Origin of the sequence: Nocardioides palaemonis, from assembly GCF_018275325.1 — a bacterium.
Taxonomy (GTDB): Bacteria; Actinomycetota; Actinomycetes; order Propionibacteriales; family Nocardioidaceae; genus Nocardioides; species Nocardioides palaemonis.
Window position 1 is genome coordinate 372,102 of sequence record NZ_JAGVQR010000003.1, and the last position, 23,913, is coordinate 396,014.

General features: G+C 69.3%; 24 protein-coding genes and 1 pseudogene. 7 read left to right on the forward strand and 18 right to left on the reverse strand.

Annotated elements, in window-relative coordinates; translation table 11 throughout:
* Positions 1-64 precede the first annotated feature (64 nt).
* On the forward strand, positions 65-343 hold the full coding sequence (locus KDN32_RS14130; protein ID WP_211732886.1) for an SHOCT domain-containing protein: 279 nt from the start codon (positions 65-67) through the stop codon (positions 341-343).
* Positions 344-389: 46 nt separating this feature from the next.
* Positions 390-1,305 (forward strand): annotated as a pseudogene (locus KDN32_RS14135) (IS5 family transposase).
* A gap of 88 nt (positions 1,306-1,393) precedes the next feature.
* On the opposite strand, the gene KDN32_RS14140 reads toward KDN32_RS14135, so the two are convergent.
* The 15 genes from KDN32_RS14140 to KDN32_RS14210 all read right to left on the reverse strand — a co-directional run bounded on the left by KDN32_RS14140 (position 1,394) and on the right by KDN32_RS14210 (position 15,531).
* Positions 1,394-2,215, reverse strand: coding sequence for a cation diffusion facilitator family transporter (locus KDN32_RS14140; RefSeq protein WP_211732887.1), 822 nt, complete (start codon positions 2,213-2,215; stop codon positions 1,394-1,396).
* Entirely contained in the window at positions 2,212-2,601 is a 390-nt protein-coding gene (locus KDN32_RS14145) for an ArsR/SmtB family transcription factor (protein WP_211732888.1), read from the reverse strand. Before KDN32_RS14145 ends, KDN32_RS14140 begins: the two co-directional genes overlap by 4 nt.
* Before the next feature lie 95 nt (positions 2,602-2,696).
* Complete coding sequence (locus tag KDN32_RS14150) at positions 2,697-4,274, reverse strand: ABC transporter permease (RefSeq protein ID WP_211732889.1); 1,578 nt, start codon at positions 4,272-4,274, stop codon at positions 2,697-2,699.
* A gap of 7 nt (positions 4,275-4,281) precedes the next feature.
* Positions 4,282-5,022, reverse strand: a complete 741-nt coding sequence (locus KDN32_RS14155) for an ATP-binding cassette domain-containing protein (protein WP_211732890.1) — start codon at positions 5,020-5,022, stop codon at positions 4,282-4,284.
* A gap of 7 nt (positions 5,023-5,029) precedes the next feature.
* On the reverse strand, positions 5,030-5,266 hold the full coding sequence (locus KDN32_RS14160) for a DUF2933 domain-containing protein (RefSeq protein ID WP_211732891.1): 237 nt from the start codon (positions 5,264-5,266) through the stop codon (positions 5,030-5,032).
* Between the two features lie 56 nt (positions 5,267-5,322).
* Positions 5,323-5,700: a metal-sensitive transcriptional regulator gene (locus KDN32_RS14165; RefSeq protein ID WP_211732892.1), complete on the reverse strand. Its 378-nt coding sequence runs from the start codon at positions 5,698-5,700 to the stop codon at positions 5,323-5,325.
* 176 nt (positions 5,701-5,876) lie between these two features.
* Positions 5,877-6,629, reverse strand: coding sequence for an SCO family protein (locus KDN32_RS22955; RefSeq protein ID WP_211732893.1), 753 nt, complete (start codon positions 6,627-6,629; stop codon positions 5,877-5,879).
* Positions 6,626-7,474 carry a cytochrome c biogenesis CcdA family protein gene (locus tag KDN32_RS14175; protein ID WP_307854097.1) on the reverse strand — a complete coding sequence of 283 codons (849 nt, stop codon included), beginning with the start codon at positions 7,472-7,474 and terminating at the stop codon, positions 6,626-6,628. Before KDN32_RS14175 ends, KDN32_RS22955 begins: the two co-directional genes overlap by 4 nt.
* Positions 7,471-8,154 carry a TlpA family protein disulfide reductase gene (locus KDN32_RS14180; RefSeq protein WP_211732894.1) on the reverse strand — a complete coding sequence of 228 codons (684 nt, stop codon included), beginning with the start codon at positions 8,152-8,154 and terminating at the stop codon, positions 7,471-7,473. The genes KDN32_RS14175 and KDN32_RS14180 overlap by 4 nt, the downstream gene beginning before the upstream one ends.
* Positions 8,151-8,711 carry a hypothetical protein gene (locus KDN32_RS14185; protein WP_211732895.1) on the reverse strand — a complete coding sequence of 187 codons (561 nt, stop codon included), beginning with the start codon at positions 8,709-8,711 and terminating at the stop codon, positions 8,151-8,153. The genes KDN32_RS14180 and KDN32_RS14185 overlap by 4 nt, the downstream gene beginning before the upstream one ends.
* Positions 8,712-8,855: 144 nt before the next feature.
* A complete protein-coding gene (locus KDN32_RS14190; protein WP_211732896.1) occupies positions 8,856-9,497 on the reverse strand; it encodes a DUF305 domain-containing protein in 642 nt (213 codons plus the stop codon).
* A gap of 123 nt (positions 9,498-9,620) precedes the next feature.
* Positions 9,621-10,154 carry a hypothetical protein gene (locus KDN32_RS14195; RefSeq protein ID WP_211732897.1) on the reverse strand — a complete coding sequence of 178 codons (534 nt, stop codon included), beginning with the start codon at positions 10,152-10,154 and terminating at the stop codon, positions 9,621-9,623.
* Positions 10,155-10,180: 26 nt separating this feature from the next.
* Positions 10,181-12,577, reverse strand: a complete 2,397-nt coding sequence (locus KDN32_RS14200; protein WP_249217059.1) for a heavy metal translocating P-type ATPase — start codon at positions 12,575-12,577, stop codon at positions 10,181-10,183.
* 177 nt (positions 12,578-12,754) lie between these two features.
* Positions 12,755-15,124: a site-specific integrase gene (locus tag KDN32_RS14205; protein ID WP_211732899.1), complete on the reverse strand. Its 2,370-nt coding sequence runs from the start codon at positions 15,122-15,124 to the stop codon at positions 12,755-12,757.
* On the reverse strand, positions 15,121-15,531 hold the full coding sequence (locus KDN32_RS14210) for a hypothetical protein (RefSeq protein ID WP_211732900.1): 411 nt from the start codon (positions 15,529-15,531) through the stop codon (positions 15,121-15,123). Before KDN32_RS14210 ends, KDN32_RS14205 begins: the two co-directional genes overlap by 4 nt.
* A 664-nt stretch (positions 15,532-16,195) precedes the next feature.
* Between KDN32_RS14210 and KDN32_RS14215 the strand changes: the two genes are divergently transcribed.
* The 4 genes from KDN32_RS14215 to KDN32_RS14230 all read left to right on the forward strand — a co-directional run bounded on the left by KDN32_RS14215 (position 16,196) and on the right by KDN32_RS14230 (position 19,951).
* On the forward strand, positions 16,196-16,591 hold the full coding sequence (locus KDN32_RS14215; protein WP_211732901.1) for an ArsR/SmtB family transcription factor: 396 nt from the start codon (positions 16,196-16,198) through the stop codon (positions 16,589-16,591).
* Positions 16,592-16,684: 93 nt separating this feature from the next.
* On the forward strand, positions 16,685-18,652 hold the full coding sequence (locus KDN32_RS14220; protein WP_211732902.1) for a heavy metal translocating P-type ATPase: 1,968 nt from the start codon (positions 16,685-16,687) through the stop codon (positions 18,650-18,652).
* 104 nt (positions 18,653-18,756) lie between these two features.
* Complete coding sequence (lspA, locus tag KDN32_RS14225; RefSeq protein ID WP_372446544.1) at positions 18,757-19,269, forward strand: signal peptidase II; 513 nt, start codon at positions 18,757-18,759, stop codon at positions 19,267-19,269.
* Positions 19,270-19,357: 88 nt separating this feature from the next.
* Positions 19,358-19,951 carry a cadmium resistance transporter gene (locus KDN32_RS14230; protein ID WP_211732904.1) on the forward strand — a complete coding sequence of 198 codons (594 nt, stop codon included), beginning with the start codon at positions 19,358-19,360 and terminating at the stop codon, positions 19,949-19,951.
* A 702-nt stretch (positions 19,952-20,653) separates the two neighbouring features.
* On the opposite strand, the gene KDN32_RS14235 is transcribed toward KDN32_RS14230, so the two are convergent.
* On the reverse strand, positions 20,654-21,559 hold the full coding sequence (locus tag KDN32_RS14235) for a cation diffusion facilitator family transporter (RefSeq protein WP_211732905.1): 906 nt from the start codon (positions 21,557-21,559) through the stop codon (positions 20,654-20,656).
* Entirely contained in the window at positions 21,559-21,939 is a 381-nt protein-coding gene (locus KDN32_RS14240) for an ArsR/SmtB family transcription factor (RefSeq protein ID WP_211732906.1), read from the reverse strand. Before KDN32_RS14240 ends, KDN32_RS14235 begins: the two co-directional genes overlap by 1 nt.
* A 280-nt stretch (positions 21,940-22,219) precedes the next feature.
* On the opposite strand from KDN32_RS14240, the gene KDN32_RS14245 reads away from it, so the two are divergent.
* A complete protein-coding gene (locus KDN32_RS14245; protein ID WP_211732907.1) occupies positions 22,220-22,963 on the forward strand; it encodes a VldE C-terminal domain-containing protein in 744 nt (247 codons plus the stop codon).
* On the opposite strand, the gene KDN32_RS14250 is transcribed toward KDN32_RS14245, so the two are convergent.
* A complete protein-coding gene (locus KDN32_RS14250) occupies positions 22,960-23,910 on the reverse strand; it encodes a peptidylprolyl isomerase (protein WP_211732908.1) in 951 nt (316 codons plus the stop codon). The genes KDN32_RS14245 and KDN32_RS14250 overlap by 4 nt on opposite strands.
* Between the last annotated feature and the right edge of the window lie 3 nt (positions 23,911-23,913).

Below are 23,913 nucleotides of genomic sequence, written 5' to 3' on the forward strand. Positions count from 1 at the left end.
CGAGAGGCCCCCCGCCTGATGAAGTAGAAGCGAGGTGACAAGGCCGTCGAGCGAGGTGAGTGCGATGTGGGGCGACTACAACGAGATGCACGACGGGTACGGCTTCGGCTGGTTCGCCATGCTCGTTCTGCTGTTGGTGCTCGTTGGGTTGGCCGTGGCACTGCTCGTGGTGTTTCTGCGAAGTCCGGGACGCCCTTCTGGACGCGACTCGGCCGGCTCGTCACCCGGCGCTACTACCGGATCGTCCGAGGCAGCACTGATCCTGCGGCGGCGGTTCGCGGCGGGCGAGATCGACGAAGACGAGTTCCGGCGTCGGATGGCTGCCCTGTCCGAACCCGCCTAGGGCGTGTCTCCCAAGTCCGGGCTGGTAGGGCTGTTTTGATGCGGTCATGTCTCGCGAACGGGTCCTGACCGACGCTCAGTGGGAGCGGATCGCGCCGTTCATGCCGTCGACGGACGGCGTGAAGTCCCGGCCCTTCCGCGACCACCGCCAGGTCGTCGAGGGCGTGATCTACCGCTTCCGCACCGGCATCGCATGGCGCGATCTCCCGTCATCCTTCGGGCCATGGCAAACGGTGTGGAAGCGCCACCACCGCTTCTCCACCGACGGCACATGGGACAAGATCCACGCCCGCCTCCTCGCCGAGGCAGACGCCGCAGGCGACATCGACTGGATGGTCAGCGTGGACTCCACCATCAACCGCGCCCACCAGCACGCCACCACCCTGCGCCGCGTCGAGGAGCCCGCCGGCCGCCGCGCCAAGCACGACACAGGGGGCTGATTCGAACTACAAGAATCCGCGGGAAGAACCACCCGATCACGCCCTGGGCCGTTCTCGCGGAGGCTTGTCGACGAAGATCCATCAACTCGTCGACGGCCGCGGACGACCACTCGTGGTCAACCTGACGCCCGGCCAAGCCGGCGACTCGCCAATGCTGAAACCGATGCTGGCACAGCTCGCGATCAAGCGCCTCGGACCAGGCCGTCCCCGGACCCGCCCCGATGCACTGCTGGGCGACAAGGCGTACTCCTCCCGCGCGATCCGGACCGAGCTCCGCACCCGCGGGATCAAAGCCGTGATCCCGCAGCCCTCCGATCAGATCCGGCACCGCAAGAACCGCGGATCCGCGGGCGGCAGGCCTCCAGGCTTCGACGCCAAGACCTACAAGGGACGCAACGTCATCGAACGGTCCTTCAACGACCACAAGCAATGGCGCGGGATCGCCACCCGCTACGACAAGCTCGCAACCGTCTACCGAGGAGCGGTCGTCCTACGAGCCATCACCATCTGGCTCGCGACTTAAGAGACACGCCCTAGATGCTGACGAATCGCGCTAGACGCCGGCTCAGACACGTTGGGTGGAAGTTGAGCGCGACAGTCACCGGTCGACTTCATGTCAGGCGTGGTCGCTGGCTGGCGATCTCAAACACGTCGAGGTTTGCTGTCTGCTGATTGCCTGCGTCAACGGCGGGCGCACAGCAGTCGTCGCTGCAGCCCTCGTCGGAGCTGCACCCGCACGCGGCGTCCTCCTGGTCGCTGCCGTGGCGGGTGGAGCCGATGGCGCCGCAGCAGCCTTCGCCGCGCAATGCTTCGCGGCCTTCCTTGACCGCGACCGCGGCGATGACGAGACCGGCGATGGGGTCGGCCCACGACCACCCGAGCGTCGCGTTCAGTAGCAGCCCGACGAGGAGCACGGCCGAGAGGTAGGTGCACAGCAGCGTCTGGGTGGAGTCCGCGACGACCGCGTTCGAGCCGAGGGCCTTGCCGGTGCGGCGTTGCGCCCACGACAGGAACGGCATGATGGCCAGCGACGCGATGGCCAGCCCGATGCCGACCGGGGAGTCGTCGGGGTTGTGGTCGCCGAGCAGTGCCCGCACGGACTCGAAGGTCACGTACGCGGCGAGCGCGAAGAACGAGAACGCCATCAGGCGAAGCGCCTGGCGTTCGCGGCTCTCGGGCATGCGGTGGCGGAACTGCCACAGGATGATCAGGCCGCTGGAGACTTCAACGATGGAGTCGAGGCCGAACCCGACGAGCGCGACGGAGCCCGCGACGATGCCGGCGGTGATGGCGATGATGGCCTCGACGACGTTGTAGGTCACCGACGCCGCGGCCAGGAGCTGCGCGCGGCGCCCGAGCCGTGCTCGGTCGTCGCCGGTCAGCACGGGGTGGGTGTGCTTGGGCTGCGTCGAGGTGTGGCCGTGGGTCGTCATGCGGTCTCCTCAGCCGAGGGAACGGTCGGGTGCAGCGTTAGAGCGCCGTAGTTGTCGCACAGCGCGACGGCCTCACCCGTGGCGTCGAGCAGCTCGTCGGCGCTGGCGAAGAGCCGGTGCAGCAGCTCGGGGTGGGTGAGCGAGTACACCGACGCACGGCCCTGCGCGCGGGAGGTGACCAGGCCGCAGTCCTTGAGGCAGGCCAGGTGCTTCGAGCACGAGCTCTGCGGGAGGCCCAGGTGGTTGACGAGGTCGACGACGCGTTGTTCGCCCTCACTGAGGCGCTGCAGGATGGCGAGGCGGGTGGGGTCGGAGAACCCGTGGAACAGGCACGCGGCGACGGTGAAGCCAGCGTGCGTGCGTGGCGAGCTCGTGGTCTCAGTCATCACAAAACGTGATGTTAGCCCGGATCATGTTGGTGATGGTGATGGGGGCTGGTGCAGCGTCATGGAGGCACGCTGCGGTTTGGTCCGTGAAGTCGTCAGATCGGGGCTGCTGCTCGAGGGCGAAGGCCGCGCTGACGCTGGCGGCGAGCAGGTCGGACGAGCCGGCCCAGCAGGCCGGCAACGAGACCGGCAAGCACCGCGAGCCAGCCGAGCGCGATGAGCAGCGAGCCGGTCTCGTCGAAGCTGCTAGTGAGGGCGGCGTCGTAGAGGACTCGGCTGGCTCCGTACCCCGGCAGGAGGTGCGCCAGGGTGGAGAGCTCGGGGTTGAGCATGGGGCTCTGCTCGATGGCGAGGTCGAGGAACGGGAGGAGGAACGCGACGAGGACGCCGCCGACGCGGCCGAAGAGCCAGCCGACCAGGACGCCGACGAGGGCATAGGTGAGGGCGATGAGGAGGTTGGCGAGCACGTACGGGGCCCACTGGCTGGGCTCGAAGAACAGCGCGGTGACCGCGAGCGAGGCGGCGGTGACGACGACGGCCAGCACGGCCACGACGAGGAGCCGGGACGTGAGCAGGCTGACCGGGTGGAACCCCGCGAGGGCGAGCCGGCGGTCCGCGGCGCGTGCACCGAGCGCGGTGAACATCCTCACGACGGCAGCCAGCGCTCCGACCGAGATGGGCGCCATCAGACCCGGGTGCGTGTCCGGGAACCAGAACGTCGCGGCGACGTTCCGGCCGGCTTCGCGGACCATCATCATCTCGTAGCCCTCGGGCGTGGTGAAGGCGGACAGGGCGACGAACAGGCCCGGGACAGCGACCAGGAGCGCCCACAGCACCCGGTTGCGGCCGACCTCCCTCAGTCCCATCCGGGTGCCCACGGCCAGCTGGCCGCGGGCCGAGCCCGAGCTGGTGCGGGCGTGGGTCCGCGCGGTGCGACTGGTGGTCGCGACGACCGTCCAGCTGACTGCGACCGCGACGACCGTCCAGATGAGCGCCCAGCCCAGGTCGCCCGGCCCGCCCGCGTGACCGGACGGCTCGTCCATCATCCACAGGCTCAGGTAGTGGGTCGGGAAGACCTTGGACACGAGGGTGTCGGCGGGCCGGAACGCGGGCCCGAAGACGACGTCGACGAGCCAGACGAACAGGACGAGCACCGTGCCGTTGACCGGGTTGGCCACCAGGGCGCCGATGAGGGCGCCGAGGGCCAGGTAGATGACCGCGAACATCACGGTGGCCGCGGCGACTCGGGCGGGGTGGTCGAGGCCACCGACGCGGACCACGAGCGTCAGGTAGGACGCGGTGGCGGCCACCACCGCGAGCGCGGCTCCGGTCGTCATGCGTGCCAGGACCAGGCGTGCCGCGGGTAGTCCCGCCAGGACGAGGCGCTGGTCGGCGGCGCGGGCGGAGCGGACCTGGAAGTACATCGCGACCGCGGCAACGAACCCGGCCGTCCAGCCGGCCGTGGTCGTCTCGGCCTGAGGTCCACCCTGGCCGCCGAGGAGCTCACCGGCGTCGGTGATGACACCGCCCACGATGGCGACGAACACGACCGGGACGACGACGAGCAGGCCGAGGGTGACGCGGTTGCGGGCTGCCTCGACGATGAAGCGGCGCACCAGCAGCCCGCGGCCGGCATCGACGGTCCCAGCAACGGAGGCGGGTGCGGTGCTCATCGGGTGCTCACACGGTGCCGGGTGCGGGTGTGGCGGGCTGGGGTGCGCCGACCCGGGGTGGCCGGTCGTGGGTGGTGCCGTCGTGCAGCTGGACGATGCGGTCGAAGCGGTGCTCGTCGACGACGAAGTGGCTGATGCTGAGCACACTGCGACCCGCGGCCCGGCGTTCGGCGACGAGGTCCCAGAACCGCAGGTAGGTGTCGAAGTCGAACCCGGCGTACGGCTCGTCGAGGAGCAGCACTTCGGGGTCGGCGAGCAGCGCGAGGCCGAGGTTGAGCTTGGACAGGGTGCCGCCGGAGAGCTGGTCGGCGCGCGTGCCGGCGTAGCGGGTGAACCCCAGCGTTTCGTAGAGCCGGCGACGCGACGTGTGCTCGTCGGCCGGGTTCATCCGGTAGGCGTGCCCGAACAGCTCGAAGTGCTCATCGCACGTCAGGCGTTCGTACACGACCGGCTCTTGCGGGCAGTAGCCGAGCCGTCCGACGTGCTCCACGGTGCCGGCGTCCGGGGCGAGTTCACCGACGAGGACCTTCATCAGCGTGGACTTCCCCGACCCGTTCTCCCCGACCAGACCGACCACCTCACCCGGGAGCAGCTCGAGGTTGGCGCCTTTGAGGACCGCCTGGGCGTGCCGGGCCGGCCACATGCCGCGCCGGTACGACTTCTCGACACCGGACGCGGTCATCAGCGGCCGACCAGCCGCCGTAGATGCGGCGTGGCCGGCGGGGCGGGGTGTGGCCTGGGCGGTCATGACGGCCTCAGCGGTCCTGAGGGTGCCGGTCGTGCGACTTCGTGCTGCTGTCGTTGCTGCCGCCGTGGTGCATCCCCATCATTCCGCCCATCATCACCATCATCACCAGCGGGCAGATGAGGGCGATGCCGACGAAGGCGAGGGTGCCGGCGGGGACGCCGACCCAGAGTGCGCCGACGATGGCGATGGCGGCTGCGACCGCGTACAGCCCAAGGTTCGGGCTGCGGGTCATGTTGGTGTTCATCGTTTTGCTCCTTTTCGTGGTTGGTGGACGGGTGGTTCGTGGGTGAGCGCGTGGGTTCAGAGGCGGATGACCTGCCGGATGGTGGCGGCGACCTCGTCCATGAGGGCCTGTCCGGCTTCGCCGGAGTCGCGGGCGGCTTCCAGGACGCAGTGGCGCACGTGGTCTTCGAGAAGCGCCGCGGCGACCTCTTCGGTTGCACGGGTCACGGCGGCGAGCTGGTTGACCACGTCGGGGCACCAGCGGTCGTCGGCGACCATCTTCTGCACGCCGCGAACCTGGCCCTCGATGCGACGCAACCGGTTCAGGTAGCTGTGCTGTCGACCGGTGTAGCCGCGGGCGGCAGGGAGGGAGCTGCCGGCGGCGGGGCGGTGGCACTCGTGCGCTCCGTCCGCAGCTTGGCGGGTCGTGTCGCGGGTGCGTTCGGTGGTAACCATGGCGGGCTCCTCGTGAGTTCTGCTCTTGTTCCATGGTGCGCGCGCATACCCCCGGGGGTAGGGTCTTTCGGCCCCCGTGTGGCTGCTTTGCCGCGGCGGTCGTCCCGTGCTCGCGCCGATCGAGGGCCAGCTCAGCGTTGGGCTGCGGCGTCTTGCTGGGGGTCAGGGCGGAGAGGTCAGCGGTGGAGAAGGCGGGTCAGGTCGGCGGCGTAGTCGGGTGGGGTGGCGCCGCCGGTGTAGATGACGGTGCTGCCGTCGGGACCGAACAGGTAGACGACGCTGGAGTGGTCCATGGCGTACCCATCGGGGTCGCCGTCGGGGTGGGTGTGCCCTTCCTCCGTCGACTGATGTTCGTGTGCGCCGGCGTCGGTTCCCTCGGGCGGAGGCGTCGACTTGCTGCTGTTGGAGGCGTACAGGGAGTCCTCTGCACGGTGCACGCGCTTGACGGGTCCGCGTAGTCCGACGATGTCGGGGTCGAACTGGTCCAGCCACCTGCGGAGAACGGGCGGGGTGTCGCGCTTGGGGTCGACGGTGACGAAGACCAGGGTGACCTTGCTGGCTGCGGCGGCGGGGAGGGACCTGCGTGCGGCGGCGAGGTCGGCCATGGTGGTGGGGCAGATGTCGTGGCAGTTGGTGAAGCCGAAGAAGACCGCCGTGGCGGTGTCCGGGGTCGGCTCGTCCATCCGGTAGGGGTTGCCGTCGGTGTCGCGCAGCGTGACGGGGGCGGGGGTGAGTGGCGGATCGACGAGGGTGCCGTGGAACTCGTCGGCGTCGCGGCTGGTAACAGCGTTGCCGCTGCGGGGGTCGGCGTCCTGGGAACTGCAGGCCGTGGCGGCGGTGAGGGTGAGGGCGGCGGCTAGACCCAGCCGCGCCAGACGTCGGCGACGGGTTCGGGGGGTCTGTCGCGCACGGCTCGGTGTGGTGTTCACAGGGGGACCTGCCAGTTCGCGACCCAGCCCTGCAGTTGGGCCATCAGCAGTGTCCAGGCTCCGCTGACCTGGAGGATGCCGACGATGATGAAGAGTACGCCCCCGATGCGGGTGACGGCGCGGGCGTGTCGGCGCGCGTAGGCGAACACGCGGAACGCGCGTTGGACGCCGAGAGCGGCGAGGAGGAACGGGATGCCGAGACCCAGGCTGTAGGCGAAGGACAGCACGGCACCGCGGCCGGCTCCTCCCGCGGTGACGGACAGGGTGAGGACCGCGGCCAGGGTGGGCCCCATGCACGGGGTCCACCCGATGCCGAACATGACGCCGAGCAGGGGGGCGCCGGCGACGCCGACGCGAGGGTTGGCGTCGAGACGGACGGTGCGGTTGAGGAACGGTACGCGGGTGAGGGCGCCGGTGAAGACGATGCCGAGGACGATGGTGAGGACGCCGAGGACTCGGGTGATGGGTTCTTGGTAGGTGATGAGGAACGCACCGGCGGTGCCGAAGAGGGCGCCGTAGCTGGTGAACACGGCGGCGAACCCGAGGACGAACAGCAGCGTCCCGGTGACGGTGCGGCTGGGCAGCAGCCGGGGTCGGGGTCGGGTCAGCGTGCTCGAAGCGCCGGGCGTTCCCGACGTACTGGTCGCGTCGTGGGACTGGGTCTGCGCCTGGGTAGTGGCGTCGGCGCCGCTGGTGCCGGTGACGTAGGCGAGGTAGCCGGGTACGAGCGGGAGGCAGCAGGGGCTGAGGAAGGACACGAGTCCGGCGGCCATCGCGATGGGGATGGCGACGAGCATGGGTCCGTAGGTGACGAGGTCGCCCGGGTTGGCGGCCAGCGGGCTCACGACGCGTCTCCTTCCGGGTCGTCGGTGCCGGTGCCGGTCGGGGCGTCGTCTTCGGCGAGGAGGTCGTCGAGGATGCCCTGGAGGGTGCTCTCGTCGACGGCGCCGATGACGCGGGCTGCGACGTTGCCGTCGCGGTCGACGACAAGGCTGCTGGGGATGGCGGCGCTGGGGATGACGGACCCGAACGGCAGGAGCGCCTTGCCGGCAGGGTCGAACACGCTCGGGTAGGGCACGTCGTAGTTCTTCACGAACGCCCGGGCGGAGGCGAGGCTGTCGCGGGTGTCGATACCGACGAACTGGACGCCTTGGCTGGCGGTCGCGTTGGCGATGCGGACGAGGCCAGGCGTTTCGGCGCGGCACGGCCCGCACCACGAGCCCCACACGTTGATGACGACGATCTGGCCCGAGAGGTCGTCGAGGTTGAAGTCGCTGTCGTCGAGGGTGCGCCCCTCGAGCGGTGGTGCGGGGTCGCGGTCACCGGCCGGGTAGACAGTGAGGCCCGGCCCCGCGATACCGCGGTCGCTGCCACGGCCGGAGGCGTCGGCGCTCCAGGGTGTGGTGCGGACCAACCACAGCCCAAGGAGCACGACGGCTACGACGAGCACCGCGACGAGGGCGATGCGGGCCGGCCGGGAGGGACGTCCCGGGGGTGATGTCTGCGGGTGTGGCGTGTCGGTCATGGCAGGGTCAGCTCGATCTGCTGGTCAGGTTCGAGCTGCAGGTCGGCGGGGTCGCCGGTCACGGGTGTGCCGTTGCTGGTCACGGTCATCTTCTCCCCGGGCTTCGCCTGGGCGCCACCGATCTGGGTGGGCGTGAGCGCGACGCCCCACTGGGTGAACAGTTGGCCGAGGGTGAACTTCTCGCCGACGGTGTCGGCTTCGATGTGGATGGTGCCGTCGCCCTCGTGGGTGTGGACCGCGGACATCGCGCCGGTGGCGGGGTCGACGCCGATGTTGGGCGCGACGGGGACCGGTTCTCCGCCGACGGTGATCGCCAGGTGGGGGTGGTAGTGCTCGGCGGTGCCCATCGGGCCGAGGTCGAGGCCGGCGGCGGCGACCCGCGCGGGAACGTCGCCGGGTGCGGGCCACGGCGGGAGGGACGTGGCGTCAGGCGTGACCTCGGCCGCATCCGAGGAGCTCGAACCGGACGAGCTGGTCGGGCCGGCGGCTTTGCTGCAGCCGGTCAGGGTAAGGGCGAGGGCTGCTGTGACGGCGACGGCCGCCAGGGGTGTCTTCATGAGGCCTTCTTCTGCATGTGGGTGTCCGAGGCGTCCGGGCGTGAGGCTCGTCGGCCAAGGCCCGGGACGCGGCATGCGGGGACGCGACGGTGGAATCGACGGGCGGACGCCACCAGTGAGGGTGGCGTCCGCGCGCGCCGCGACTCAGGAGCCGAGCAGGTCCTTCATGGTCTCGATCTCTTGCTTCTGGGCGTCGATGATCTGACCGGCGAGGTCGACGGCGTCCTTGAACTGCCCGTCGGCCTGCTCGGTCTCGGCCATCTCGATGGCGCCTTCGTGGTGCTCGATCATCATCTCGAGCCACATGTCCTGGAAGTCGGAGTCCGGAGCGTCCTCGAGCTCGTTCATCTCGTCGGCGGTCATCATGCCGGGCATGTCGTCGTGGCCCATGTCGTCCATGGTGTCGGACATGTCGCCCATGTCGTGACCGGAGTTGACGTGGTCGCGCATGGTCGCCGGGACGTCCTCGCCCCACTTGGTGAGCCAGTCGGCCATGGTCTCGATCTCAGGGCCCTGTGCGTCGCGGATGTCCTCGGCGAGGGCCTGGACCTCGGGGTCGAGCTCTCGCTTCAGGGTCAGGTCGACCATCGAGAGCGCCTGCGCGTGGTGGGTGATCATGTCGCTGGCGAAGGCGACATCGGCGTCGTTGTGCTCGGTGGTGCTGACCTCGGCCTGGCCGGCCGCGTCGCTGGTGTCGTCGCCGCAGGCGGTGAGGCCGGCGCCGAGGGCGAGGGTGAGCGCGAACGCGCTGAGCGCGCGCGTGCGGATGTTGTTCTTGGCGTGCATGGAAGTTCTCCAGAAGTCAGGTGGGTGGTGTGGGCAGGCGGAGGCGACACCCGGCCGGACGCTGCTGTCGAAAAGTCGAACTCGACGGTCGAGGTCAGCGGTGGCGGGTGGTCGCAGGGCCTGTCAGCACCTGATGACGGAGAACTGCCATTCGTGGGGTGGGCCGGTGCCACGCACCCACTGAAGCGCCCGCGCGCGTACTGCGGCGGGCATGAACGCGACCGGAAGCAGTGGCCGGAAGAGTCCCGCGGCGAGCACCGCCAGGAGCGTGAGGCCGGCTGCGGCGAGCATCACGACGCACAGCATGACCATGCCGGCCATGCCGTGGCCGGACCCAGAGCCGGCGCCGGGGCTTGAGCCGGCGCTGGAGTGGTCCGAGAACGGGGCGGCTGACGCGTGGTGGGGGCGCGCGGCGTGCAAGTCGCCGGAAGGCATAGCCGCATCGTGGCCAGCGGTCATGCCCGGCATGCTCATCGCGCTCGACGCGGCTGCGGGTGCGGCGGGAGTGCCGTGGCTCGCGAGTGCGTGCATGCCAAGGATGCCGACGACCAGGGCGACGACCAGGCCCGCGAGTGCGGTGCGGCCGCTGGGACGCGCAGCCGCCGGCACCCGCAGGAACCTGCGGGTGCGGACGGCGGTCGGGGGCGCGGAGGTCATCGGTGTCGATGTTACGGGCGGCGCGGTCAGCCCAGGCGCTGGGTGCGCAGCCGTAGCGCGTTGATGATGACGCTGACCGAGGACAGGGCCATCGCGGCGGCGGCGATGACCGGGGACAGCAGCCACCCGAAGGCCGGGTAGAGCACACCGGCGGCGATGGGGATGCCCAGGGTGTTGTAGCCGAACGCGAGGACGAGACCTCTGCGTACGTTGCTCATCACGGCGTGGGAGAGCTGGCGCGCGTGGGCGATGCCGTTGAGGTCGCCGCGCAGCAGCGTCACACCGGCGGACTCCATCGCGACGTCCGTGCCGGTGCCCATCGCCAGACCCACATCAGCCGCGGCCAACGCCGGAGCGTCGTTCACGCCATCGCCGGCGAACGCGACCACGCGGCCCTCAGCACGGAGCTTGTTGACGACGTCGGCCTTGTGGTCGGGCAGCACCTCCGCCTCGACCCGGTCGATGCCGAGCTCGCCGGCGACAGCCTGAGCGGTGACCTCGTTGTCACCGGTGAGCATGATGACCTCGATGCCCTCCTTGCGCAGCGCCGCCAGGGCAGCCGGGGTCGTCTCCTTGACCTGGTCGGCGATGCCGATGACACCGGCGGGGGTGCCGTCGAGGGCCACGAGGACGGCAGTCGCGCCGGTGCGGCGCAGTCGGTCAGCCGAATCGGTCAGGCCGCCCGGGTCGATGTTCTGGCTGGTGAGGAACCCCGCGGTGCCGATGAGCACCTTGCGGCCCTCCACGGTGCCGAGGACGCCCTTGCCGGCCGGGGCGTCGAAGTCAGCCACCTCGGGCAACTGCTCCGAGCTGTCGGCCAGGTCGGCCTGGGCCCTGTCGACGATGGCGCGGGCGAGCGGGTGCTCGGAGGCGTTCTCGACCGCAGCCGCGAGCCGAAGCAGCTCACGTGCGTCGTGACCGGCGGCCGGCTCGACGGCGACGACGGCCGGCTTGCCCTCGGTGAGCGTGCCGGTCTTGTCGACGACAACGGTGTCGACCTTCTCCATCCGTTCGAGTGCTTCGGCGTTCTTGATGAGGACACCCATCTGCGCGCCCCGGCCGACGCCGACCATGATGGACATGGGCGTGGCCAGGCCGAGGGCACACGGGCAGGCGATGATGAGGACGCTGACGGCGACGACCAGCGCGTGGGCGAGCTTCGGGTCGGGCCCTACGAGGGCCCAGATGATGAACGCGAGCACGGCGATGCCGATGACGGCGGGCACGAACACCGCGGACACCTTGTCGACGGTGCGCTGGATGGGCGCACGGGAGCGTTGCGCTTCAGCGACCATCTGCACGATGCGGGCGAGCATGGTGTCGCGACCGACCGCGCTGGCGCGCACGAGGAGCGCCCCGGTGGAGTTGAGGGTGCCGCCGATCGCGTTGTCACCCGGCTCCTTCGTCACGGGCATGGACTCGCCAGTGATCAGGGACTCGTCGACGGCTGACTTCCCGTCCTCGACGACACCGTCGACAGGGACCTTCTCGCCGGGGCGGACGCGGAGCAGGTCGCCGAGCTGGACCTGGTCGAGGGTCACTTCCTCCTCGGTGCCGTCGTCACGCAGCCGCCGGGCCGTCTTCGGAGACAGGTCGAGAAGGGCCTTGATGGCACCCGAGGTGGCCTCACGGGCACGGAGCTCGAGGACCTGGCCGAGGAGGACGAGGGTGGTGATGACGGCGGCTGCCTCGAAGTACACGTCGACGGCGCCGTCTTCGCGGAACGCGGCGGGGAAGATGCCCGGGGCCACCGTTGCGACGACAGAGAACAGCCACGCCACACCGGTGCCCATCGCGATGAGCGTGAACATGTTCAGCTTCATCGTCCGCACCGACGCCCACCCGCGCGTGAAGAACGGCCACCCGGCCCACAGCACCACCGGTGTGGCCAACGCGAGCTGTACCCATGCGGACGTCGTCGCGGAGACGGCGTCGTGCAGCGGTTCGATGAGGTCGCGGCCCATGCCGAGGATGACAACGGGGATGGACAGGGCGACGCCGAACCAGAAGCGGCGGGTCATGTCGCGCAGCTCCGGCGACGGGCCGGAGTCGACCGCGACCATCACCGGCTCGAGCGCCATGCCGCAGATGGGGCACGCTCCGGGGCCGGGTCGGCGGATCTCGGGGTGCATCGGGCACGTGTACTCCACTGCCTCCCCCTCGCCGGGCGTGGGCGGGGCAATGCCACTGGCCGTCGCAGCGTGTCCGGCGTGCGTGTGAGCGTTCCCGGCCTGGTCGTGGCTTGCGTACCGGTCGGGCGTGGCCCGGAACTTGTCCTTGCAGGTGGCCGAGCAGAAGTAGAACTCCTGCCCCTCGTGGGTGAGCGTGTGCTCGGTCGCGGCCGGGTCGACGCTCATTCCGCACACCGGGTCCGTGACCTGGTGCGTCGTGGCTTTGTCCGACTCGTGCATGTGCGCGTTCATGTCAACCAGCATACCCCTAGGGGGTATGCGGTCAAGGGTCATAGGCACCTTCTTCCGGGTACCGTTCACCACGCTGCGCAACAACGAGCCACTCTGATACGGGCGCCCCAAGACCCTCCACGCGAGCCGAATCGCCTCATCGGTCGCGTGGAGCTCGGGGTCTCGGGCCTGGACCCGTCAGACGGCGAGCGCGAGGCGTGAGGGGTCGTGCTCGGCCAAGTACCTCAGCACGCTGACCCGAGTGACGTGGCGCCGCCGCTGGTACTGCACCCGCACCAGCAGGCCGTCAGCAACGAGCGCGTCGATGTCGGCGCTCGCAAGGCCGGTTGCGGCCGACACCTCGGCCCAGGTCATGAGGTCGTCGCGGACCTTGGGAGCGCCGTGACGAACCGGACGTTGGGTGGCCTCGACATCCGCGAGGCTCGCGCGGGTGACCATGCGACGACCGTCGTGGGCGCGCTCGTCCTTGTCGAGCGTCCCGTCGTCCACCATGTGCTCCACTGCGGCCACCGACGTCCCCAACGCCTTCGCAGCGACGGAGTAGGGAACGGCACGCTCGTGCAGCGCCGCCTGAGCCGCGTAGTGGTCGCGCACCGCGGTGGCGGTGGGCGCAGGGACAACGTAGTCGCGCTCTCCCCAGGCCTCGAGCTCGAGACCCTGAGCGCGGACGAACTGGTACACGGTGTGGTAGGTCGTACCGACCTCCTCGGCGAGCCGGACCAGGGTGATGCGCGTCGTCAGGCGCTCGCGGAGCGCCATGGCGTCCGAAAGACGCACGCGGCGTTCCTCTCCCTGTCCACGGCCTCCACACGGGATGTTGGGCACCACCCCGTCCGCCATCCAGAGGCGGGCGGTCTTGGGGGTCACGCCCCAGAGCTGGGCGGCCTCGCCCGATCCGAGGAGCGGCTCGCCGCCCTCGTCGGTCGAGAGGACGAGCCAACCGCGCTCGGCGAGCTCGGCGTCGATGCGGGCGCCGTCCTTCTGCAGGGCGGGCTGGTTGCCCGTGGTGCAGCGGACCGTCGTGGGAAGGAGCAGCCCGGCAGGCAGGTTGGCGATGAGCTCACCCTGGATGAGGACGGCGATGGCCTTGGCGGGCCGGAGCTTGGGGTCGTCGAGCAGGTAGTGGCGGTGAAGGACGGCGGTGCCGGGCAGGTGGCCGGCGAACCGACGTGTGTGGCTGTCCTTGACCTCGAGACGGTCGAGGTCGGACAGGATCGTGCGCCGCATGTCGTGGGGCTGGCACGAGAACACCTCGTCGATGACGTCCTCCTCTGTGGTGCAGTCGACCCTCACGGCCTCGGCGGCCCCGGCCAAGGCAGCGCGGAAGGCCTCCTGTCCGCCGGCGTTACGTCGGGTGAGACCGGGGATGAGTCGGGCGTCCTGGCGGATCACGCCGTCGGCGTCGGTGTGGAAGACCGCGATGATGGTCCGGATGAGGTCCATCAGCGTGGGCGGGACGACGAGCACGCGCTCGGAGTTCTTGGTCTTGAGGTCGTCCGTGTGGTCGCTGGTGTGCTTCTGGCCGTTCGGGTCGATCTGGGTGAACTTCTTGCCGCCCTGTGCCTTGACGGCCACAGCGCCGTACTGCCCCGCACCCTGGTCGAGCACGTCGTACACGCGGATGCCGTAGGCCTCACCGATGCGGAGGCCGAGGATGCGCATGAGCCAGAGGACGAGCTGGTGCACGACGTGCAGGCGGGAGGCGATGTCCGCGCACCGGCGGAGGCTGACGGGCTGGCGCGGTGCGCTGGGAGCCCTGTCGGTGCGGTGCATCTTCAGGCTGGTGCGGTCCTGCGGGACGTCCACGCCGTGGTCGAGGGCGTACTTGCACACCTCGTCGTAGGCCCACATGACGTCGTTGGCGACGTCCTGCGAGAGGCTGCCGTTGGTGCGCGGGCCGCGACGGAGCTCACCAGTCGGACCCAGGACGGCCTCGCTGTAGAGGTCGGCGACCCGGAATCGGTGCACGGCTGCCGTGGGGTCGACAGGGTTGAGCACGCCGTCGGCCTTGCGGCGCTTGAGGGTCGACTTCGATGCCGTCATCTTCGGCAGCGCCAGCGCCTCGGCCATCGTGACGAGACCGGTGGGGTCGACTCCCTCAGGGACCGTGACCGTGGCCTCGGTCGTCGAGCGGGTGAGGGACGCCTGCAACGCCTTCACCTCGTCACGCACCATGGTCTCCATCACCAGACCCCGCTGGTCCATGAAGGCCTCGATGCGCTTGATGTGGCCCTTGGTGGCCGTCGAACGGTCGTGCTTCGCGCGCTTCAGCTCGCTGTAGTACTCGGTGTGCCACGGGTCCGCCATCGTGCGGAAGGCCGTTCCGGTCTTGGTGCTCCGCTTGCCTGCGACGCGGCCCTCGGTGTCAGGGACCGGCAGGTCGGTGCCGCCCTCGATGGCGGGGATACCCTCTGCGATCCAGCGGTCGGCTGCCTCCTCGGTGGTGAACGTGTAGGTCTGGCGCTTGGTCGCGCCGCGGTGGATCGGGAGGCTGGCGGTCCAGCCCTTGTCCGTCAGCTTCTTGGACCCCTTCAGCGGGCGGCTCATGCTGCACCGCCCTTGCGCACGAGGCTCTTGAGAAGGGCGATGGTGCCGGCGCGCTCGTCGGCGAGCGCGACGGCTGCGGTGAGCTGCTCCTCGAGGCGGATGACCTGCTCGCGCAGCGCCTTCGTCTCCTTGGACTCGCGACGGGCGGCGAGCTCGTTCTCGACCTGCGCAACCCGGGAAGGGTCGAGGTCGCCGGAGGCGACGAGGTCGCTGACCGGGACACGCCAGGTCTTGCGGCCGGTCTCGTCCTGGACGGCGTTGGGCCAGCGGCCCTGGCCGGAGTCGTTCCAGGTCTTGATGGTCTTGATGTCGCGACCGGTGAGGTCGGCGATCTCGCTGAGGGTGAGGGTGGTGTCGGGGCTGTAGGTGGCCGGCGTCGTGGCGCCGGGCTTCATCGGTGCGGTCATGTGGGGGGACCGTCCGGCGCGTTCGGGGTCCCGCAATGCCCGCCACCGGTCGGGCTCAATCTTTCTCGAGAGGCCACTCCGGGCGCCCCCGGTCGCCCCCGCTCGCCCCAGGTCCGGCACGCGAGTCAAGGCGCCGTGAGCGTGGATCGGAGGTGGGGCGCACCTGGTGCGACCGGGTTCACCAGGGGCGTGCCACGCACAATGGAGCCGATATCGGCCTCGAGAAAGCACCTCGAGCCACTAGATGTGGCCCGAAATGCGCTTGGCCCCCACCAAATGTGGGGGCCAAGGTGCGAATCTTTCGATTCTTTTGTAGCGGGGGCAGGATTTGAACCTGCGACCTCTGGAAGAGATCGAGCGCTACGGGATGGCTTCGAAGATCACGGATCTACTTGGGTTCACGCGGGCAGACCTTGCGGTCAACTCGAATTCTACTGGATCGGTGTGGTCCTGCTCGGACTGTAAGTGGCAGGTATCTGGCGGGCCCTCAAGTCGCTTGCTCGGTCCACTCGACTAACTGATGGGGCCGCTGGTGCGGTCCGCCGCCGTTCGCGACGATTCAGCAACCCGCAAACGGAGATTCGTCGCGGCCGACGGTACCGACGACGACACGCGGAGCGAATGGCCTCTGGCCAGCCATCCGCGATGTCGCTATCATCGGCGAATGCCGCTTACAACGAGTCCTTCTGATCTGGCATTGACGCGTGGCGCATCCCTGTTCCACGGCTTGGCTGAGCGCAACCGGCTCGCCATCCTGCGCGAGCTCGCTGGTGGCGAGCGACGGGTGGTCGACTTGACTGTGGCCCTAGGGATGCCCCAAGGCACCGTGTCGGGGCATCTGGCCTGCCTGCGTGAATGCGGCCTGGTCCTCGCGCGCCCTGAGGGCCGGCAGATGTTCTACTCCATCGCTCATCCCGAGTTGATGGAGCTGCTGGGTGCGGCCGAACAGCTCCTCGCCCTGACTGGCGAGGCGGTCGAGCTCTGCCCGAACTTCGGCACGACGAGTACCGCGCGCGGCACGCAACCCACCACGGGTGCCGACGACACTCTCGCGCCATGACCCGACTGGGACCCGACGGGAACCCGACGGGAACCCGACGAGGCACCAGAGTAGGACCGCGATGACGACCCCAATGACGAAGGAAGTAGCACCGTGACGGATGCCTGCGGCTGCGGCGACGAGCTCGGAACGGAGACTGGCGAGTCCGAGGAGCGTGAGCCCCAACAGCTGTGGGAGGTCAGCGAGTTGAGGTTCGCCGCGGCCGCGGGCGTGTTCCTCCTCGCAGGGTTCGTATCTGGCCTCAACGACGCTGCCGGGTCCGTCGTCGTTGGCCTGCATGCGGTTGCACTGGCGTTGGGGGCATGGACGTTCGCGCCGAGCACGCTGCGGCGTCTGGGTAGGGGCAAGATCGGCGTCGGCACGCTGATGACGATCGCCGCAGTTGGTGCGGTCATCTTGGGCGAGGTCGCCGAGGCGGCGATGCTGGCGTTCCTGTACTCGATCAGCGAGGGCTTGGAGGAGTACGCCGTGGCGCGCACGCGGCGCGGCCTGCGGGCGCTGCTGTCGCTGGTTCCGGCCGAGGCCACCGTGCTTCGTGATGGCAATCAGGTCACGGTGGCGCCCGCAGAACTCGCGGTGGGAGACGCGCTCCTGGTCCGTCCTGGCGAGCGGGTCGCGACCGACGGTGTCATCCGTGCTGGTCGTACGGCCTTGGACGTCTCGGCGCTCACCGGCGAGTCGGTGCCGGTGGAGGCTGGGCCGGGGAGCACGGTGTACGCCGGCTCCATCAACGGCACAGGTGTCCTCGAGGTCGAGGTCACCGCCACCGCCGAGGACAACTCGTTGGCCCGCATCGTGACCATCGTCGAGGCCGAGCAGTCCCGCAAGGGCAACGCACAGCGGCTGGCCGACCGCATCGCGAAGCCTCTGGTGCCCGGCATCATGGTGTTGGCCGCGGTCATCGCGGTCGTGGGCGGCGTGTTGGGTGACCCGGCAACCTGGGTCCAGCGGGCCTTGGTCGTCCTGGTCGCCGCGTCTCCGTGCGCGCTGGCCATCTCGGTACCGGTCACGGTGGTCGCTGCCATCGGCGCCAGCAGCCGTATCGGCGCCCTGGTCAAGGGCGGTGCGGCGTTGGAGGCACTCGGACGGATCCGGGCCGTTGCGTTGGACAAGACGGGCACGCTGACTCGCAACGAACCCGCGGTGGTCAAGGTGGCTACCACTGCCGGTCAGACGCGTGAGCATGTCCTCGACATCGCGGCAGCGTTGGAGGCGCGCAGCGAGCACCCGCTGGCACGCGCCATCTTGGCTGCCGTCGAGAACCATCGCGACGCCGCTGATGTGGAGGCGGTCACCGGCGCGGGCCTGACCGGAACGGTGGACGGGCGGCCGGCTCGGCTCGGTCGCCCTGGCTGGATCCCCGCCGGCGACTTGAGCAGCCCGGTCGCTCAGATGCAGGAGTCCGGGGCCACCGCGGTGATGATCGAGTACGACGGGGCCCTCATTGGGGCAGTAGCCGTTCGCGACGACCTCCGGGCCGAGGCGGCCGAGGTGGTCGCACGCCTGCGTGCGGGCGGCTACCAGGTGGCGATGCTGACCGGCGACAACGAGCGCACCGCGGCCGCGCTGGCCGCTCGCGCCGGCATCACCGAGGTGCACGCGGACCTTCGGCCCGAGGACAAGTCGACCATCGTTCGCCGGCTCCGCGAGAGCAGGCCGACCGCGATGGTCGGCGACGGTGTCAACGACGCCCCCGCCCTGGCGACTGCCGATGTCGGCATCGCGATGGGTGCAATGGGCAGCGACGTCGCAATCGAGACCGCTGACGTCGCCCTGATGGGTGAGGACCTTCGGCACCTGCCGCACACGCTGTCGCACGCCCGACGGGCCCGGTCCATCATGCTGCAGAACGTCGGACTGTCCATCGCCCTCATCGCCATCCTCATCCCGCTCGCGGCGTTCGGAGTGCTCGGGCTTGCGGCGGTGGTGTTGGTTCACGAGGTGGCGGAGATCTTCGTCATCGGCAACGGTGTGCGCGCCGGGCGGGTCCGCCCACTTCCGCCGGCACCCGCGTCGGCGGCCGCGGCCGTAGTCGAGCCAGCGGAAGCAGCGACGCGGTGAGCAGTGACTCGGTGAGCAGCGACGCTGGCGTCTCGGGCGGGTCGAGGAGCTCCGGTGGCACGGTGAGGGGTACGGGGCGACTCGCGGTCCTGCTGACGGCGGCCGTGGTCGCCGGTCTCGACCTGGCTGCCAAGGCCGCATCGGAGGCACGCCTGCCGGGCACGTCGGTGGATCTGGGGCTGCTGCAGCTCCAGCTGGCGTACAACTCGGGTGTCGCGTTCAGTCTGGGCAACCGGCTCCCCGTCGCGGTCATCGTGGCCATCACAGCGGCCATCGCGCTGACGCTCACCGTGTACGCCTTCCGCCGGGCGCCGCGTGCGGGGTGGGTGGAACGCATCGCCGCCGGTGCGGTCATCGGTGGCGCTGTCGCGAACGTCATCGACCGAGCAGGTGACGGCGTGGTCACCGACTACCTGCACACCGGATGGTGGCCGACGTTCAACCTCGCCGACGCCTTCCTGGTCACCGGGTTCCTCGTGCTCGCGCTGGCGCATACGCGCACCGACCCCACCGACCGGAACGACCCCGCCGGCGGGCGTGGGCTGTCTCCTGGCACGTCGACGACGCGCGGCCGCGCCGCAAGTGCGGCGCCCGCCGACGACCACCCGCCGGCGTAACCGGGCTTTTTCCTGCGCCTTCCTGCGCCAGGTCACCGCTCGATGCGGGACCGATGGCCACAACCCAGAACTCCAAGGAACGCCGACCATGAATGTGACCTCACTGCTGCAGGCCGCCGGCCTGTTCATCGTCACCAATATCGACGACATCATCGTGTTGTCGCTGTTCTTCGCTCGCGGTGCCGGGCAGGGCGGGACGACTGCTCGCATCGTTGCCGGGCAGTACCTCGGGTTCGGCGGCATCCTGCTGGCCTCGGTGGCTGTGACGTTCGGTGCGGGGTTGTTCCTTCCCGACACGGCCATCCCGTACTTCGGCCTCATCCCGCTGCTGCTGGGCTTGTACGCGGGCTGGCGCGTATGGCGCGACGGCGACGATGACGACGACGAGGTGCCGGACAAGTCGGTCAGTGTCCTGCTCGTTGCGGCGGTGACGTGCGCCAACGGCGGGGACAACATCGGGGTGTACGTACCGGTGTTCCTCACCGTCGGGACGGCGGCGGTGATGGCCTACTGCATCGTGTTCTTGGCGCTCGTCGTTGTCCTGGTCTTGGCGGCCAGATTCGTGGCCACTCGCAAGCCGGTAGCAGCGATGCTCGAGCGGTGGGAGCACATCTTGTTCCCTCTGGTCCTCGTCGTTCTTGGGCTTGTCATCCTGGTTGAGGGCGGCGCCTTCGGGTTGTGACGTCGCATGCTCAGGAACCGTTCGCCTTCGCGCCGAGCCGGCGGTGGCGCGGCCGCGGTTATCCACGGCGGTAGCGGAATGTGACAGGGAGAGTTCGGGACGTGCTCGCCGTGGCCGGACATGCACGCCGTTCACGAGATGGCTGTTCGCCTACTGGCTCCAACGAACGCGAACCTGCGCCGTGTCGTCGCCGATTGTCAGCACCTCGGAGTCGATTGCGTTGGCTTCGCCGTCGGTGAGGGTCACGGTTTGCCCGAGCGCGACTGTACGTCCTCAGGGATGCGGATGGTGCCGTAGCCGGCTGCGGTGAAGCTGGCCGAATCGGCGCGGAGGACGCTGTTCGGGGCCAACGGTCGGGTCGAGCGTGCTGGCTGCGGCCAGGCCCTGGTCGGCGACGGGCTCGACAAACGAGCTCAAGTACAGCTGGTCGCCGCTGACGAGACGTGCGTAGATGAGGCGGAGGGAGCCCCGTCGAATTTGTCCGCGAAGAGGTTAACGGTGTCGGCATCGTAGGGGTCGTCCCTTGTGGCCTGGACGACGGCGAGGGCTCGGAGGACGCCGCGGTCCTCGTATGTTGCTGCTGACGACGGCCGCCCCTGGCGACACCTCAAGAACGGCGACGGCGGCCGAGTGCCTCTGCGGGCGCGCCGGCAAGCCTTGTCTTGTCGTAGTCCCCCCGATCGCGTGCCGCGCTAGGCGGCGTCACCAGGTCGCTTCGTCGCACGCCTTCGAGGCACGAGACTCCACCTGCAGCGTGGCGTGCTCGATGTGGTGCTTGGTCCGCATGAGGGATCGCGCCTCGTCGAGCACGCTCTGGCCTGACGCTCCATCCTCGACCACGAGGTGCGCAGTGGCCACGAACATCCCCGAGGTGAGGGTCCAGACGTGAAGGTCGTGGACGTCCGCCACACCCGGCACGGTCTCGAGGTCCTGCACGACGTCGTCGAGCTGCACGCCGTCGGGAACGTGCTGGCCGAGGACCGCAAGGACCTCCCTGCCGAGGACGACGGCCCGGACCGCCACGAAGATCCCGATCGCCAGGGCGACGACCGTGTCCCACCAGCCCTGACCCGTGGTGGCGACGAGAAGTCCGGCCAGGATCACGCCGACGCTCCCGGCTGCGTCAGCCACGACTTCGTAGTAGGCGCCCTTGATGTTGAGGGACTCCTCGGAGCCTCCCCGCAGCAGGAGGATTGAGATGACGTTGATCAGGAGACCGATGGCGCCGACGATCAGGACGGGGCCTGCCTGGATCTCGACCTCGTCGCCGATCCGGCTCAGGGCTTCGATCACCACGTAGGCCGAGACGCCGAGCATGATGAGAACCGTGAGTCCCGAAGCGAAGATTTCTGCTCGGTACGAGCCGTAGGTCCGACGCCCGGTGCGGTCGGGGCGGGTCGCGATCTTGGTGGCGGCCAGCGCTGCGCCGAGGGCGACGACGTCAGCAGCCATGTGGCCTGCGTCGGAGATCAGGGCGAGCGAGCCGGAGACCAGACCCACGACCAGCTCGACGACGAAGAACGAGCCGACGAGCCCGAACGCGACGACGAGACGCCACCGGTGGCGTGCGCCTGCGTGGCCTCCGCCATGACTGTGTCCTGCGCCCATCAGTGTTCTCCTCGTTTGCTGTCGTCGCCGTGGAGCTGGTGCACCACTGCGCCCTGTTCGGGCTGGTTCGCGTGATCGGCGTGGAAGAGCGCCTCGTCCAGCAATCGGTGCACGTGCTCGTCTGCCGCGGTGTAGTAGGCAAACGTCCCTTCGCGGCGGACCTGCACGAGGCCAGCGAGTCGCAGCTTGGCCAGGTGTTGGCTCACCGCGGTCGAGCTGGCACCGACTCGCTCTGCGAGCTCGTTGACCGAGGACTCCCCGTGAAGGAGAGCCCACAGGATCTTGATGCGCTTGCGGTCGGCGAGCATGCGGAACGCCTCGACAGCCAGGTCGACCTGGTCGTCAGTGGGCATCTCCATGCGGCCATCACGGGAACTCATGCCTGACATCATATCTGCATAGATACGCAGATAAGCAACTACTGCCTCGTTCACTCGAGTTGCCTACTTGCGGTGCCCGCTCTAATACTATGAACGATAGTAGATTGGCAGCGGCGTGGAAGGAAGATGCGTGGGGCGCCATCAGGGCAAGCACAAGTTGGTGCGAGCGCGTCGTCGCGGACGCGTGCCTCGAGCGGCCCTCGTCGCTGCTCCACTGGCGTTCGCCGCAACCGGTGCGGCTGTCGGGCTGGGCCTGCAGGGAGCAGGCAACAGCCCTGACGTGATCGCGGCCGAGAAGCCCTCGACGGGCAGCGTGGCAACCCGTCAGCCGTTGGTGTCGCGCAGTGGTCGCCGGCCAGTGCGGCCGAATACGCCGGACGTCAGCGGATCAGTCGCGGTGCCGCTGAGCCCAGTGGAAAGAGCGCTGCAACCGCAAGCCGTCAGACGAGCTCTCAGCGGTGCGGCCGACACACAGTGGACGACGACGGAGCTGAACATCTGGACCCGCCCCGACGATCGGGCAGACCAGCTCGGCGTTCTGGACGCCGGAGTCAAGGTGCGTGTCACGGGTCGTCGACTCCTCGGCCGCGACGAGGTCGTCCTGGACGGGAGGTCGCGTTGGGTCACGACGGGCTATCTCAGTGCCGAGAAGCCACCGCCAGAACCCAGCCTCGGAGGACAGTGCGGCAACGGGACGACGGTGCCCGCCGGCGTGAGTCCCAACATTCGAGCGATCCACCAGGCCGTCTGCGCAAACTTCCCGGAGATCACCACCTACGGGACGTTGCGCAGCGACGGCGAGCATGCCCAAGGCATCGCGATGGACATCATGGTCACGGGCGACCGAGGCTGGGAGGTGGCCGAGTTCATCCGCAAGTACAGCTCAGAGCTCGGGGTCAACTATGTGATCCACGCACGTCGCATCTGGTCGGTGCAGCGCTCCGCCGAAGGCTGGCGCCCGATGGCCGATCGCGGATCCGTCACGGCGAATCACTTCGACCACGTGCACGTCACGACGTACTAGCGCTCCTCGATCGTCACCGAGTTCATGAGGAGACGCTGGGCGAAGGCTTCGCCGCCCATCCCGATCCGCTCCATCGCGGTCATGGTGTCGATGACGTCCATCCCGTTGAGGACGCGGCCGAACATCGTGTGCATACGGTTCGACTCGAATCCCGCCTCGAACTCGTCGCCGTAGACGATGTAGAAGTCGCTCCCGGCGGTGTACGGCCCCTGCCCTGCCGTGGTCACCGAGCCGATCGGGTATCCCGTGCGCTCGGCGCGGCCGAGCTCGTCCGGGAGTTGGTAGCCGATGTCCCAGCCGACGGCGTTGTCGCCGCTGCCTGTCTGGACGGCGGAGATGGCGCCGTAGTCGCGGTAGACCTCGAGCCCGTCGTAGAAGCCCTCTCGCGCGAGGAACACGAACGAGTTGACTGCGACGGGCGTCTCGTTCTCGAGGAGGTCGATGACGATGGGACCGCAGGAGGTCTCGATCCGCGCGACGTAGTCGACGCCGGCCTCGAGAACCTGGACGGGGCCGCCAGGGAACGTCGGCCGGGCTGCTCGAGCGCTCGTGGGCGCCTTCGCTCCGCAGGCGACGCGGCGATCGTCGGGCAGCGGCTTCTCGCGTCCACTGACAGCCGTGCCCGGCTCGACCGTGAAGTCGTTCGCAGTCACCTCACCTGCTTCCCTCGCCGCGCTGGCAGCCGAGGCCTGGGCCTCGCCGGCCTTCTCCTCCTCCAGCAGGTCGATGTCCTGCGTCTGCGGCTCCGACGCGGCTGTGTCCTCCTCGACGTCACCACGTGTCAGGACTGCGACGAGCCCGACGATGACGACCACGGCGACGAGCACTGACATCGCGCCGAGCGCGGTCGCACGACGTCGACGCGCCGTCGCCTGCTCCTGCCGCTGGCGCTCCCACTCCTCACGCTCGGCCTGTTGGCGAGCCTTGCGCTGATTGCTGTTGCTCATGTC